Genomic DNA, 13,933 nt, shown 5'->3' with positions numbered 1-13,933 from the left:
GTCCGGAGAAACCCGATCTAGTAGGCGCCGGACCCTCCGACGACGGCCTGTGCCGTGCGCATCACGATCACGATGTCTCCCATCAGCGACCAGTTCTCCACGTAGTACAGATCCAGGCGCACGCTCTCCTCCCAGCTGAGATCCGACCGGCCGGCGACCTGCCACAGCCCGGTGATCCCGGGCTTGACCAGCATGCGCCGGTGGGTCGTGTCATCGTAGGCCTCCACCTCTTGGGGCAGGGGCGGACGGGGGCCCACGACCGACATGTCACCGCGCAGCACATTGTAGAACTGCGGCAGCTCATCAAAGCTGAGCCTGCGCAGCACCGCACCGACCCGCGTGACGCGAGGATCCTTGCGCATCTTGAAGAGCACACCGTTTCCCTCGGAGAGGGTCTGCAGCATCGAGAGGTGCTTCTCTGCGTCCACCACCATCGAACGGAATTTCAGCATCGAGAAGCGGGAGTGGTCGATCCCGACGCGCTCCTGCCTGAAGAGCACCGGCCCTGAGCTGTCGAGCTTCACCCAGACTGCGATCACCAGCAGCAGCGGCGCGAGCAGCAGCAGCGCCGTGGCGGAGACGACGATGTCGAAGGCGCGCTTGGTGACTCGCCCCATGCTCGACATCCGCGGGTAGGCGACGTAGAGCATCGGGACGCCGCCGACCATGTGCGACTCGATCCGCGAACCCGCGATCTCGGAGAGCGAGGGCACCACGACCAGGTTCACGTTCAGGGCCTCGAGCGCCCATCCCAGTTCGCGGACCGATTCGGGAGGCAGAAAATCGGTCTCGGTGAGCATGACCAGATCCGCAGCGCTGCGCGTGACCACATCGATGATGCGGGCGACGGTCCGCCCCGGGTCGGTGACACCGCCATCCGCATGCACCAGGCCCTCGGTATAGGTCGCGGTGACCGTGGCCCCGGTGGAGGTCTTGGACCCTTCCACCGCAGAGACCACGTGCCGCACCTTCCGAGGATCGCCGACGACGACGACGCGGTGCGTCCACTCGCCGTGGCGCCACCGGTCCAGAAGATACCGCCGCCACAGATGCCTGCCCAGAAGCAGACCAGCGGCTCCCAGCGGCAGCGAGACGATGGTGTGCTCTCGGGGCACGTCAAGGTTGAAGACGACGACCGCGACGAAGAAGACGCCGAAGGTCACGAAGGTCCCGACGAGGACCCGCCGGTACTCGGTGAGTCCCGCGCCGATCTGCTTCCAGTCTCGGGAACGGCCGAGACTGAGCCCGAGGACCCACAGCGCGCCCAGGCCGAGGGTCACGCCCACTGGATGATGGCCTTGGAGCAGGAGACCGTGCACGGCTCCGAGGACTCCGGCGATGATGGCGATGTCCGTGACGAGCAGGCGCATCCCATAGCTGTTGTGCCACTCTCGGGCGGAGGCTGGACCTGACGGGGCTGTCATCCAATCTGCTGAAGCCCCGAGACGTGCTGCATGCGCAGAAGCGGTCTGAGTTGTCATGAGGATGCCCCTGCAGCTCGCGTCGCCAGGACGAGGAGCCGAGTCGCTGGGTGGAACAGGTCAGGAGTGGGGCCTGACCGGCTGGAGAACGGAGGATTCACGGTGGTTGCCTTTCGATTGAACGGGGTTGCGCTGAGTCGGTGCAGGCTCAGCGTCGGGAGGTGCGAGGTCTTGCGGTGGTCGGCTGACCTTTCGGTGGGCCATGATCAGGCCCGGTATGACTTCGGCTGCGAGCACTCCGATGGCCATCGAGATCCCAGGGGCCGCCGCGCCAAGGCCAAGTCGAACCCCGAGGATGGTGCCGGGCACCACCAGCGCCAGCAGGGTCAGGGACATGGCGGCCTGACGCCAGAAGCCACGTCGATCGGTGAGCAGGTTCGCCTGAGTGAGGTACATCGACTGCGCCACGAGCGCGGCGGACATCCCCAGGACGACGCCCCAGGAGGGTACGAGGTCGCCGCCGGTGACCAGGTTCGAGACCGGGCGGGTCAGCAGAGCAAAACCCATGGCAGCCGCGAGACCCAGTCCGAAGAACATCGCATTGGCTCGCCGCCACAGTCCGATGTCCGGGTCGACGGCGAATCGAGGCCAGAGCACCATCGCGGACATGAAGAGCACGGAATAGACCGGCATGTAGAGCTGAAGGGCCATGGCGTATTCACTCACGTCGGCAGCAGTAGCCACCCTCGCCAGCACCAGCCGTCCGTGTTGTTCTGAGAGCGCCCGCCCTGCCATGGCGAGGAGCACAGGCAGGCCTCCGATGAGAATCAGCCGCACGGCCACGAAGAACCTCTGTTCTGAGGCGACGCTGTGCTCGCGCTGATCATCGGCTCGCTCGGCATAGAGACCCTTGAGCCCGATCCGAGGGTGCAGGAAGGCAAGTGAGGCGCAGATCGCCACATACGTCACGGTGCTCAGCGGCAGTCCCACCGCAAGCCAGATGGGAGCAACCTCGAGTTCGACGAGAAGCAGCACCAGCAGAAGGTTCCCGATAGGAGGGATCAGTCCGAGCAGGACAAGCAGGTCCGTGCGGTCTCGTCCCATCAGCACCCGGGCCGCCAAGCCCATCGGGAGACCCATGAAGAAGATGCAGAGCACGAGGCTCATCACGAGATCCACCTGGGGCCCCAGTCCATCCGGGACGCGGAAGAAGGTCGACCAGAGTCCGCAGACGCCTGCGAGGGTCGCCGCTGCCGTTCCGCCGATACCCACCGCGCCCAGCACCAGAGCGGTCCGCCGGACCAGAATCCGAACCTCGGCCACCGATTCACGACCCTTGCCGGCCCGTGCCACCGCCCGTGCCACGGCGGCCCCGAGTCCCAGATCCGCGAACGGAAGGGCGATCTGCAGCTGCGCGATCATGATGATGAAACCGAAGGCCAGCACCCCGGCGTACTGCACGGTGAGCCCTGCGCTTGTCAGGGCGCAGGCTCCGCTGATCGGCAGCACAGCGGCACGCATGCCGGCGGTGCGCAGCAACATGGTCGTCCAGCTGCGCTGCTTCAACGGCTCGGCTGACTCCGCCCGTTCCGGTCTCACCGTGTCTGCGCGCTGTGCGGTGACCGTGGGTTCAGGTTCCACGGTTGACCGCCCGCATGACACCCGAGAGACCCACGACGACGGCGGCAGGGTGCGCACGCGCCTTCAGGCCGCGCGTCAGGTGACGAGCACCTGCGAACCACGCCCGTGAGGCGAACGCGTCTCGGGCCACCACGGAGGTCAGGAAGTCTGCCCGGGCCTGGTCCGAGACCTGGCTTCCCAGTGAGTTGACCCATTCCGCGCTTGCCCGCCAGTCCGGTGTTCGAGACAGGGACCCCTGGCTCCCCTGGTGGACCCGCACGAGAACCTCAGGAAGCATCCGAAGCCGTTGTCCGGACGCGTCCATCCTTCGCACCCAGTCCCAGTCTTCCTGCCGGGTCAGTTCCTCGTCCCACGGCACGGTGAGTGCGACCTCCCGGTGACACATCAAGGAGGATGCTTGTATGAAATTCCGACGCAGTCGAAGCGTCGAGCGATCCAAGACGTAGTCGATCACACCCGTGGCCGCCAGATCAGACTGACGGTAGAGCTGCTCAGGGACCACTCTGCTCGAGGAGCCGACGAGCAGTGATCGTGAGCTGAGCAGAGTGTCTTTCGCTGCATGGGCGAGCTGCAGGGCTGACTTTTCTGCGACCCACTCGTCGTCGTCATCGAGGAACGCGACGTGGGTGGTTTCAGCTGTCTGGACTCCGAGGTTGCGTGCTGCCGCCGCCCCGAGACCCCCCGAGGTGAGAACCAGCACATGCGGCAGACCCATCAAGAGCCTCTGCACCTGCGCTTCCCTCTCGGGTCGATCCAGAACGACCAGCGCAGTGACCGGGACGGTCTGCCGGAGCACCGAGCGAACCGCGCGCTTCAGAGTGATCCGACCCACCGTGGGAATGACCGCCGTCAGCGTGTCTCGGCGTCGTGGGGAACGCCGGTGCAGCGCTCGGTAATCGAGGGTCGGCGCATCTGCGGCGGAACTCATCAGCGGAAGCGGGGCCGCGGTCATCGTGGTCTCCTCATCAACAGGGCCGCCAGCTTGACGGGCTCCAGCAGGTAACGGCCGCTGAGACGACGCGGATCTGAGGCCAGGCGCCACAGCCATTCGAATCCCCAGGCACCGACCTGGCGAGGGGCAAGCGCCTGAACGCCACCGAGCTGGTCCAGTGCTCCCCCGACGGTGGCGATCACGGGAACACCCAGCCGGCCGGAAAGCTCATCCGCGATCCGTTCCTGAAGCGGCATGCCCATCCCGATGAGCAGCACCTGGGGATCGTGAGCACGAATGTGTTCGATCACGGTGACCAGATGCTCGTCCCGCCAAGGGTCCGCGGGAATGGACTGCCAGGAGATATGGCTGTCGAGGGATTCGAAGTACTCCTGCGCTGCGGCGGCCGCTTCAATGGTGCCGCCGAGGGCAGTGACGCGCGAGATGTTGGCCAGTTCGGTCAGCCCGCCCAACCAATCGGTGGATCCGAGTCGATGTTCTGTGCTCCACGTGACCGATGACTCCGCCGCGACGGGGCTCCGTGGATGGTCCTGGACAGGTGCAGCCTGATCAGGCTGCGTCCTCCCGCGGGGCTCTCCAGGCCAGAACCGCAACAGCGCCAGCAGGGGCATGCCGTCGATGATCACAGCACCGGCGCGGGCATAGAAGTCACGTACATCAGGAAGATGGTGCCAGAGGTACACCGAGTGGAGATTGTGACCTGCGACCACCATTCGGCGACGCTCGTGCACGGCAGTCTGGATGTGGCGCAGCAGTTCCTGCCGTCGCAGCGGAGAGACACGCACTCCCAGCAGCGGGACCTCGACGGTGGGGATTGCGGTCATCGGAAGGCTCCTTCAAGCGGGACGAACGGTTGTTGCGGAGATTCTCGAGCAGCCTCCGGCCGAGGCGTCATGCGTCCCAGATTCGGGGCGGTCAGCACTGCCAGAAGGATCGGCAGGGCCACATAGGGATTGTTCAGTCCGCTGACCGAGAGGCTGTTGATCGTCGCAATGGCCATCAGCACGATGACCAACGTCCCGGAGACACGCGACATGCGCATGACGACGACGGGGACGATCAGCGCGAGCAGCAGCGCCAACACACCGCCGTCGTAGTAGAGGCGCATGGCGAAAGAGTGCAGGATCACCGAATAGCACTGACCATCCCCGACCGAGGAGAACAGCCGCTCGTAGTAGGAGAGCTGTTCACAGGCGCCGGCCGAGAGCGGCGTGATCGGCGGGGTTCCATAGATCCGCTCGGCCCAGCCCCAATGTGCGGTCTCCCCCTGCAGCACCTCAAAGAACTGGACCCGGTCGATGACCTGGGACTCAGCAGCGCGTGCCTGGAAGACCACCCACGGCAGGGCGGCGGCTGCCAGAGGCAGCAGTCCGGCCAGGTACTTCAGGAACACATCCGAGGTGCGAGTGCTCCACAGCGCATAGACCACGAGAACGACGTAGGTCAGCGCCCCGCTGCGAGAGCCGGAGAGCACCGTGAGCACGCCCAACAGCACGACCATCCAGAACCGATGGGGTGCGTTCTGTCGGTGGACGACCGCTGCCAGCGCCGTGAACAGAGCCAGTTCAAAGTTGTTCTCCAGGAAGAGCCCCGGGCGCTGATTCGGGCCGACCAACGCTGCAGTGAGAAGAGACTTGAGGGTCGCCAGAGAGATCAGCCACCACGCCAGCTTGTGGAGCAGGTCCGTGCGACTCCAGCAGTGGCCACGCGCCATGGCGAACACGACGAGATACACCAACCAGCGATGCGCCTGAAGCAGATCCTCGAGCGGTGGCTGTTCGAGGAGCGCCCCGACGATCCGGGTGCCGATGTACGCGGCCAGGATCAGCAGCATCAGGGGTGCGATGATCCTTCCGCGGATGAAGATCCAGGCGGCGAGCAGCAGAATCCAGGCGTCGAGGATTGCGGTCATCGGAAGCGGTGAGAACTCGCCCACGTAGACGACGCTGACCAGGGCGCTCCCCAGGAGCACCAGATACAGCAGGCGCTGCAGCCAGACCGGAATCTCGACCTCGTGCGTGCGTGCCCCGGCGGCTGGGGTTGGGCGCAGCGGAACGGTCGGCCAATACCTCGGCACGGGCGCGGATCACCCCCTCTCCTGAGGAAGTACGACGACTCGGCTCTTCCGGGCCTCGGCTGTCGAGGCATGGGATTCAGTGTCAGAAAGCCTGCGCGGTCCGGATGGCATGGGGTCCGGAGCTGCCAGTCGTTGGCTGGCCGCGGGTTCGACCTCGCCACGGGTGTGGCGCGATGGACGCTGTCGGCGCTCCTGCAGGCTGTCCGGCCCGCGCATCGGTACGCCCGCCAGCACCAGCCCGACGACTCGTGCCCGAGCGCGGGCCAGCAGCTCGAAGCTGGTGGCGAGCTGGGCCCGAGTAGCGGTGCCATAGCGGGTGACCACGATCACCCCAGTGGTGATCTGCGCGAGCAGCGCGGCGTCGGAGACCGAGAGCAGGGCAGGGGTGTCGATGATGGTCACGTCATAGCTCTCGGCACAGGCCTCCAGAAGCGCCTGAACCTTCTCCACGCTGGCGGGTTCCATGCTCTGGTCCACACGGGCTCCGGGAAGGATGACGTCGAGTCCCTCCTCCACCCCGGAGATGATGACATCCTCCAGATAGACGGCACCTCCGAGCACGTCCCGCAGGCCTCCGGTCTCCCCACTCTCCGCGCCCATCTCAAGCCAGTCGGCGAGATCAGGGTTCTCGAAGTCCGCACCGATGAGCAGCGTCTTCCGTCCGCCGTCCGCCAGCGACCGAGCGAGATTGACGGCCACTGTGGTCCGCCCCTCCCCCTCCACGGAACTGGTGATGACATAGGAGCTGGGCGAGCTGAAGGACTCGCCGAATCGCAGTCGCATGCGCATCTCTCGGAATGCCGCGGCGGTGTCTGCGGTTCCGCGGCCCTTGCGCCGGCGAGCCTCACGACCTCCGCCCTCACGTCGCGTCACGCCCAGCAGCGGTGCCACGGTGAGCGGGGCGAAGTCCTCGGGACGGCGGATCGAGGTGTCCAGCGCCTCGCGCAGGAAAGCCAGCCCGATGCCCAGGATGAGGCCGATCGCGAACCCCACTCCCAACGTGAGATCGAGCCGCGGGCCCTGCGGGGTGGTCGGCACTTGAGCGGCCTGGACAACAGCGAGATCCATGATCCCCGGGTCACCCGCGGAGGTGCCTTCGACCGAGGTCTCGATCTCGTCGACCACATTCTGCAGACTCTCGACGACGGCGTCGGCGATGTCTGCCGCCTGCTGGGCCGACCCTGCGGTGGCAGTGATCTCCAGCAGTGTGGTGTCCGCGAGGGCCTGGGCCTCGACGTCGTCTGCCAGCGCGGAGGGCGATGTCGACAGGTCCAGCATCTGCACCACGGGGCCCAGCACAGCGGGGGTGTTGACCAGATCGGCGTAGGTGGCAGCGCGCTGTTCCGCGAATGAACTGCCCTGCTGCAGCTGCGCCAGATCTGTCCCGCTGGAGGCCGAGACGAAGACCTTGGTCGTCGAGGCATAGCTGATCGGCTGAAATGGGTAGGTGGCCGCTGCGCCGATGACGGCGAGGACCAGAGTGAGAAGGATGATGGCCCATCGCCGACGGCAGATGCGCAGGTAGTCTTGCATGTTCATGTGTGACAACTTTCCCGGTGCGTGGTCAGAAGTCACCGGGCAGGAAGCCCCTGGAACGGAGAGGCGACCATCTCGGTGTGTGGCTCACGCTAGGTGCAAGTTGACACTGCGCATCACGGTGGTGAAGGAACCCCCGCACCGACTACGGGGGAACCCCCGTGATTCCCCGTGGTGGATGACCTGGAGATGTGACACAGGCCACTCACAGGGGGTTATGCGGTGCGCAGGTCGTCTTCGTCCTCGAGCTGCAGCATCCGCCGCAGCGCGTGACGAGAGTCCAGCCCGAGCTTTCCCAGAGCATTGGCCACGTGATACTCCACGGTGCGAACGGAGAGCACGAGTTCCTCGGCGACATCCTTGTTCGTCAAGCTTTGACCGACCATCAGCGCGATCTCTCGCTCTCTCGTGGTGAGTGCCGTCAGAGCAAACCGCGCTTTGGAGCTGAGTCCCTCGGGCAGGTCGACCAGTCGTGGTCGTTCCTGGGGGGCCTGTCCCGCGGTCACCTTGCGCAGGGTGCGGAAGATCTCATCGGCCTGATGAAAGAGCCCCTCTGCGCCGCAGCCCTGGAACATCGAGGCCGCCCAGAGCACTGATTCTGCGGCCTCGTCCGCCTTGTCCTGCAACGTGTCCAGCCCCTGGACCACGCAGTGCCCGAGGTCCAGAGCCAGCAGGCCCCGGTAGATGCTCAGGGCTCCGCCGTCCCCTGGGACGTGAGCCGATTTCAGGCCGGGAAGTGCCGTGATCACGGACATGGCAGCGATCAGATGCTCGTGAGCGGCGGCGTGCTTGCCAGCGCCCAGGGCGGCGAGTCCGCGGAGGTGCCGCAGGACATAGTCGCGGTGTGGGACGGAGGAATGCTCGTCGGCGCGCACCTTGGTGATCAGCGCGGGCAGCGCCTGCGCCCTTCCACTGTGCAGCAGGGAGCGGCCCAGCAGAACTGTCGAGGTCGCTGCACGCGACCAGGTGCTCAACTCGACGTGCATTCCCAGGATGCTGTTGACCACCTTCTCGTGGTCCTGGGCCGCGGTGGCGGCCCAGGCGTCCACATACCCACGTCCGGCGTGTCCCAGACTCGTGTCGGTCACCCGTCCCACATGGGCGCGCAGATCGAAGGACCAGCTCTGCGCTTCACGGTGTCCGCGGGCGGCAGGCACCAGATGCACCGCGTTGAACGCCACGGGTGCGACGTTGTCCTCGCTGATGTCGAGGACTTCCGAGGCGGCCGACTCGGCAAGGAGCTGCGCCTCCGACCACAGTCCTGCCTCGAACAAGAGGTAGGTCATATGCACCTGTGCGTAGGCCAGCGCCCGCCGGTTGCGGCCAGGCCAGTTCTCGATCGCGGTGACCAGGTCCGCGTAGGCCTCCGACGGGTGGCCTGCAGTGCGCAGCACCGATCCACGGGCCACCAGCAGCGCCATCTGGGCAGACTCAGTGCCGGGCACCATTCGCACCTCATCGAGGAGCTTCTGGACCTCGTGGGAGAAGTACTGGGGCTGGGCGTCCTCGATCCCCTCCAGCGACTGCCACAGCTGCAGACTCACGCGCAGGCCACGGGTCTCCGCCAACAGCTGCTCGGGAGTGGCGATTCTGGTGTGCACATCCGGGTCGTCGGCCTGGATCCGGCCCTCGAGCTGCAACAGGGCCTGCACCGTGCGCGCCGCAATGTTGAGCAGATGCCAGTAGGAGCCCCGCAGCCCGGACGTGCGCGAGGCCTGCAGCACGGTGTCTGCATAGCAGAGCAGAGCCTTGGGCGTCGCCGCGTCGAGGTCCACTCCACCGGCAAGAAATCCGAGCGCGGCCTCGAGGTCACCACGGATGAGACTTTCGCGCGCCAGTATCCCCCGACGGAGCACTGGGTGCACCTCGTGGCTCTGCGCCCAGCTGACGGTGGCGTCCACATCGATCTTGGTCCCGGCGCGCATCGCGGCGAAGCTGAGGCTTTCAAGCGTGCTGCCGGAGCGGTCGACTTCGAAGGCCAGTCTGCTCAGCTCGAGCGCCTGCGCAGTGTCTCCGATCCGGCTGGCGGCCCGGGCCGCCTGGACCAGCGCTTCAACCGTCTCCGCAGGTTCCTCCACCCCCGGGTCCAGCAGCACAGCTCCCGCACGGTGCCGCGCGGAGGCGATGCCAGACTCGACCCGGGAAAGCCGCATCTGCAGATCCACGCGAAGTTCACGGTTCAGATCCGCGACCAGGCAGCGCTCAAAGACCTTGTACTTCACGGAGAATCGTCCAGAGGTCATCGCCTCGGTCACCAGGCTTGAATCTCGCAGAGCCTGAACGTCGACGGACTCAACCCCCAACAGCGTGCTCATCTCGTGGACCGAAAGCGGGTAGCGCGCCAGTGCCAGCAGGGCAAGCATCTGCTGGACGTCCTCAGTGGTCTCGTGGAAGACCTGACTGATCAGCAGTCGCTGCGCCTCGGCTGGACCCTCTCCGCGGTCCAGCTCCCGCAGCGCCGCCTGCAGCGCGTCGGCGGTGATCGCGTCATCGAGGGTGGTGAGCCGGTCGATCACGTGGTTGAGATAGGAGGGAAAGCCCCCTGTGACATCGTGGACCCGCGCTGCCACGTTGCTGCTGATCGGCAGCCCGGTGTGCTCCTGGAGCAGGTCACGGACCTCAGACCGGGTGAAGGGCTCCAGGACGATGCGCAGCGCCTCGCCGGCGGTCTCCGTGAAACGGATGAGCCGGTGCATCTCGGGGCGCCTGGTGGTGCGCGCCGTGACCATCGAGAGCATCGGAATATCTTCGATCTCGCGGAGGGTCTGGAAGATCACATCCGAGGAGAGCGGGTCGACCCATTGCATGTCCTCGATGACCAGGACCACCGGCTCGGTGATGGCGTCCGCCTGCTCCTGAACCAGGGCGGCGAGCTCCTCCACGTCGCAGGGCGCCCGGTAACGCTGCGGCTTCCGCAACAGGTGCGTGGCGGCATACCCCGGAATCTCCCGGTCTGCGGGGTCGAGGTAGACGTTGGCTCTGGACCATCCGGGCAGGCGAGAGACCGCCTCGTTGAGCAACGAGGTCTTCCCCACTCCTGGCGGGCCTTCGATGAGCAGGAAGCGCGGGGCGACGGAGGTGTGAACGGCCTCCGCCGCCGCCGCGATCACTTCGAGCTCAGACTGCCTGCCGAGAAATCGTGTTGACGTCGACATATCTGCCCCCTGGCGCAGGTGGCACTCTGTCTGGTTCAGGGTCCAGACATGGAACGCACCTGCTCGGCACAGCTTATGTCAATGTTTTTTCCAGGAGAATAGCAATCCGGAAATTTGTTCAAATTTAAATATTGAACCCCAGCGCGCGCATCTGCTCGCGGCCGTCGTCGGTGATCTTCTCCGGGCCCCACGGCGGCATCCAGACCCAGTTGAGCCGCCACTCGTCGACCATGGTTCCGACGTGCTGGCCCACCTGCTCCTCGAGCACATCGGTGAGCGGGCAGGCCGCGGTGGTCAGCGTCATGTCGATCAGCAGGGCGCCGTCTTCGGCGTAGTTCAATCCGTAGAGCAGACCGAGGTCCACAACATTGATGCCGAGCTCCGGGTCGATGACCTCCTTGAGTGCTTCCTCAACATCTTCAAGCGGCGTCTGGGCCGCTGCGACAGCGTCACTCATGGCGCTCTCCTTTCCCTATCGGGTAGCTGCTTCGGTGGTCTTTCGTCCGTCTCGTCCTTGGTGCAACGTCTTCGGTCGGGCGGCTATGCCCGGACCTGGGCCTGGGCCAGGGCGTCGCGCAGGGCCATCCAGCCCAGCAGCGCGCATTTGATACGTGCAGGATACCGTGCCACACCGGTGAAGGCCGAGGCATCTTCGAGCGCCTCGAGCCGTGCTGGGTCCAGCTCCTGACCCCGGGCCGCCATCAGCTCGCGGAAGTGCTCGCCGAGCTCAGCAGCTCGTGTGACCGACTGTCCGATCACCAGTTCGTACATCACGGAGAGGGAGGCCTGGGAGATCGAGCACCCCTGCCCGGTCCAGCCCAGCGCCTCGATCGTCTCGCCGGCGTCGTCGAGCTGCACGCGCAGCGTGACCTGGTCCCCGCAGGTGGGGTTGAGCTGGAAGGACTCTCCCCCGTAGTTCGCGAGCTCACCCTCGCCCTGTCGCGCGCGAGCGTGATCCAGGATGACCTGCTGGTAGAGCTGCTCCATGGCGTCTGCCATCACACACCCCCTCGGACGGCCGGAGCTGCGGACTCGGCAAGCCCGAAGAACCGGCGGACTTCGTGGAGCCCTGCGATGAAGGCGTCCACGTCCGCAGCGGTGGTGTAGACCCCGGCGGAGGCCCGAGCCGAGGCGTGGACTCCGAGCCTGCGGTGGATCGGCTGTGCACAGTGGTGGCCCACGCGCACCGCCACACCGAGGCTGTCCAGCACCTGTCCGACGTCGTGGGGATGAACCGACTCGACCTCGAAGGCGACGACGGCGAGGCGGTCAGCTGAGTCCTGCGGCCCGAGCAGGCGTACACCCGGGACATCGGCGATGCCGTCGATCATCCGCTGGGCCATCTCCGCCTCGTGTGCCGCGACCTGGTCCATGCCGAGTGCGTCGAGGTACTCGACCGCAGCTCGGAAACCGATGACCTGGGCCACCATCTGCGTGCCCGCCTCGAACCGCTGCGGCGGCGGCATGAAGCTGGTCGATTCCATCGTCACGACCTCGACCATGGAACCACCGGTCAAGAACGGCGGAAGGTCCTCCAGCAGCTCTCGCTTGCCGAAAAGTGCTCCGACGCCGGTGGGACCCACCATCTTGTGTGCGGAGAAGGCTGCGAAGTCGACGTCCAGGGCATGCAGATCCACCGGCATGTGCGCCGCGGTCTGGCAGGCATCGAGCACCACGTAGGCCCCCACCGCACGCGCGCGGCGAACGAGCTCTGGGACATCGGTGATCGCACCCGTCACGTTCGAGGCATGCGTGATCGCGAGAATCCGGGTGCGCGGCCCGATCACCGAGTAGGTCTCCGGGTCCAGACGTCCCTCGTCGGTCAGACCGATCCAGCGCAGAGTGGCGCCGGTCTTCGCCGCCAGCTGCTGCCAGGGCACGAGATTCGCATGGTGCTCGGCCTCGCTGACGACGATCTCATCGCCGGCCCGCAGCCCGTACCGCTCCTGCGCAGCGTCACTGACGACGTCGGAGGCCGACCCACTACCTGTCGTCTTGGCCGAAGCTGCGAGACTGGCATTGAGGAAGCCGTGGGCGATCAGGTTCAGCGCCTCGGTGGCGTTCTTGGTCCAGACGATCTCGTCCTCGTCGGCCCCGACGAAGTTCGCCACCGCGGTCCGAGCGAACTCATAGGCTTCGGTGGCCTCCTCGGCGAGCTGGTGCGCACCGCGGTGCACCGCCGCGTTGGACTGGGTGTAGAACGCCAGCTCCGCGTCGATGACCGGCTGCGGCTTCTGCGCCGTCGCTCCGGAGTCGAGGTACACCAGGGACTTCCCGTCGCGGACCGTGCGGCCCAGCAGCGGGAAGTCAGCCCTGATGGCGTCTGGATCAAACACTATGCTCAGGCCTGGGCGGGAGCGAGGAAACGATCGTAGCCGTTGGCCTCGAGCTCATCGGCCAGCTCCGGTCCGCCCTGTTCCGCCACTCGGCCGTCCACGAACACGTGCACGTAGTCCGGCTTGATGTAGTTCAAGATGCGGGTGTAATGCGTGATCAGTAGGGTGCCCATGTCGTTGGACTCCTGTGCACGGTTGACTCCGTCGGAGACCACGCGCAGCGCATCGATGTCGAGACCCGAGTCGGTCTCGTCCAGGACGGCGAACTTGGGCTTGAAGAGCTCGAGCTGGAGGATCTCCACGCGCTTCTTCTCACCGCCGGAGAAGCCCTCGTTGACATTGCGGTTCGCGAAGTCGGCGTCGATCTTGAGCTTCTCCATGGCGGACCGGACATCCTTGGCCCAGGTGCGCAGCTTCGGGGCTTCGCCGTCGATCGCAGTCTTGGCGGTGCGCAGGAAGTTGGTCATCGTGACACCGGGGACCTCCACGGGGTACTGCATAGCCAGGAAGAGTCCGGCGCGGGCGCGCTCATCGACCGCCATGTCCAGCACGTTCTCGCCGTCCATGGTGATGGTCCCGGAGGTCACGGTGTAGCGCGGGTGCCCAGCGATGGTGGAGGCCAGGGTGGACTTGCCGGAGCCGTTGGGGCCCATGATGGCGTGGATCTCACCGGAGTTGATGGTCAGGGTGACGCCCTTGAGGATCTCTTTGACGCCCTGCTCGGTCTCGATGGAGACGTGCAGATCCTTGATCTCGAGAGTAGACATGTGTTGCGTGTCCTTTGCTTGGTTCGTGAAAAGTGCTGAAGGTGGGTC

Annotated in this window: 11 protein-coding genes; all 11 read right to left on the bottom strand. The window is 65.9% G+C overall.

Features of this window, described 5'->3' with window-relative positions:
* Positions 1–17 precede the first annotated feature (17 nt).
* Positions 18–1,424 carry a sugar transferase gene (locus tag H4W26_RS01085; protein ID WP_192590349.1) on the bottom strand — a complete coding sequence of 469 codons (1,407 nt, stop codon included), beginning with the start codon at positions 1,422–1,424 and terminating at the stop codon, positions 18–20.
* A gap of 117 nt (positions 1,425–1,541) precedes the next feature.
* Positions 1,542–3,062: a lipopolysaccharide biosynthesis protein gene (locus H4W26_RS01080; protein ID WP_192590348.1), complete on the bottom strand. Its 1,521-nt coding sequence runs from the start codon at positions 3,060–3,062 to the stop codon at positions 1,542–1,544.
* A complete protein-coding gene (locus tag H4W26_RS01075; protein WP_192590347.1) occupies positions 3,052–4,014 on the bottom strand; it encodes a glycosyltransferase family 2 protein in 963 nt (320 codons plus the stop codon). Before H4W26_RS01075 ends, H4W26_RS01080 begins: the two co-directional genes overlap by 11 nt.
* Positions 4,011–4,838, bottom strand: coding sequence for a WecB/TagA/CpsF family glycosyltransferase (locus H4W26_RS01070; RefSeq protein ID WP_192590346.1), 828 nt, complete (start codon positions 4,836–4,838; stop codon positions 4,011–4,013). Before H4W26_RS01070 ends, H4W26_RS01075 begins: the two co-directional genes overlap by 4 nt.
* Positions 4,835–6,091 carry a hypothetical protein gene (locus H4W26_RS01065; RefSeq protein ID WP_192590345.1) on the bottom strand — a complete coding sequence of 419 codons (1,257 nt, stop codon included), beginning with the start codon at positions 6,089–6,091 and terminating at the stop codon, positions 4,835–4,837. Before H4W26_RS01065 ends, H4W26_RS01070 begins: the two co-directional genes overlap by 4 nt.
* 9 nt (positions 6,092–6,100) lie before the next feature.
* The gene (locus H4W26_RS01060) at positions 6,101–7,630 is read right to left on the bottom strand and encodes a polysaccharide biosynthesis tyrosine autokinase (protein WP_192590344.1); all 1,530 of its coding nucleotides are present in this window, start codon (positions 7,628–7,630) and stop codon (positions 6,101–6,103) included.
* 212 nt (positions 7,631–7,842) lie between these two features.
* The gene (locus H4W26_RS01055) at positions 7,843–10,782 is read right to left on the bottom strand and encodes an AAA family ATPase (protein ID WP_192590343.1); all 2,940 of its coding nucleotides are present in this window, start codon (positions 10,780–10,782) and stop codon (positions 7,843–7,845) included.
* A 124-nt stretch (positions 10,783–10,906) separates the two neighbouring features.
* The gene (locus H4W26_RS01050; protein WP_192590342.1) at positions 10,907–11,239 is read right to left on the bottom strand and encodes a metal-sulfur cluster assembly factor; all 333 of its coding nucleotides are present in this window, start codon (positions 11,237–11,239) and stop codon (positions 10,907–10,909) included.
* Positions 11,240–11,322: 83 nt separating this feature from the next.
* A complete protein-coding gene (gene sufU / locus H4W26_RS01045) occupies positions 11,323–11,781 on the bottom strand; it encodes a Fe-S cluster assembly sulfur transfer protein SufU (RefSeq protein WP_192590341.1) in 459 nt (152 codons plus the stop codon).
* Positions 11,781–13,118: a cysteine desulfurase gene (locus H4W26_RS01040; RefSeq protein ID WP_318779726.1), complete on the bottom strand. Its 1,338-nt coding sequence runs from the start codon at positions 13,116–13,118 to the stop codon at positions 11,781–11,783. The genes sufU and H4W26_RS01040 overlap by 1 nt, the downstream gene beginning before the upstream one ends.
* Positions 13,119–13,123: 5 nt before the next feature.
* Positions 13,124–13,885: a Fe-S cluster assembly ATPase SufC gene (sufC, locus tag H4W26_RS01035; protein WP_192590340.1), complete on the bottom strand. Its 762-nt coding sequence runs from the start codon at positions 13,883–13,885 to the stop codon at positions 13,124–13,126.
* Positions 13,886–13,933: the final 48 nt, after the last annotated feature.

Origin of the sequence: Nesterenkonia halotolerans (assembly GCF_014874065.1) — a bacterium.
Classification (GTDB): domain Bacteria; phylum Actinomycetota; class Actinomycetes; order Actinomycetales; family Micrococcaceae; genus Nesterenkonia; species Nesterenkonia halotolerans.
Note: the sequence above shows the minus strand (reverse complement) of the source record. Positions and strands in the feature narration are given on the sequence as shown.

Bases quoted from the DNA above. Each gene is read 5' to 3' on its own strand.
- sufU (WP_192590341.1), bottom strand. From the start codon at position 11,781: ATGGCAGACGCCATGGAGCAGCTCTACCAGCAGGTCATCCTGGATCAC.
- H4W26_RS01050 (WP_192590342.1), bottom strand. From the start codon at position 11,239: ATGAGTGACGCTGTCGCAGCGGCCCAGACGCCGCTTGAAGATGTTGAG.
- H4W26_RS01055 (WP_192590343.1), bottom strand. From the start codon at position 10,782: ATGTCGACGTCAACACGATTTCTCGGCAGGCAGTCTGAGCTCGAAGTG.
- H4W26_RS01075 (WP_192590347.1), bottom strand. From the start codon at position 4,014: ATGACCGCGGCCCCGCTTCCGCTGATGAGTTCCGCCGCAGATGCGCCG.
- sufC (WP_192590340.1), bottom strand. From the start codon at position 13,885: ATGTCTACTCTCGAGATCAAGGATCTGCACGTCTCCATCGAGACCGAG.
- H4W26_RS01070 (WP_192590346.1), bottom strand. From the start codon at position 4,838: ATGACCGCAATCCCCACCGTCGAGGTCCCGCTGCTGGGAGTGCGTGTC.
- H4W26_RS01085 (WP_192590349.1), bottom strand. From the start codon at position 1,424: ATGACAGCCCCGTCAGGTCCAGCCTCCGCCCGAGAGTGGCACAACAGC.
- H4W26_RS01060 (WP_192590344.1), bottom strand. From the start codon at position 7,630: ATGAACATGCAAGACTACCTGCGCATCTGCCGTCGGCGATGGGCCATC.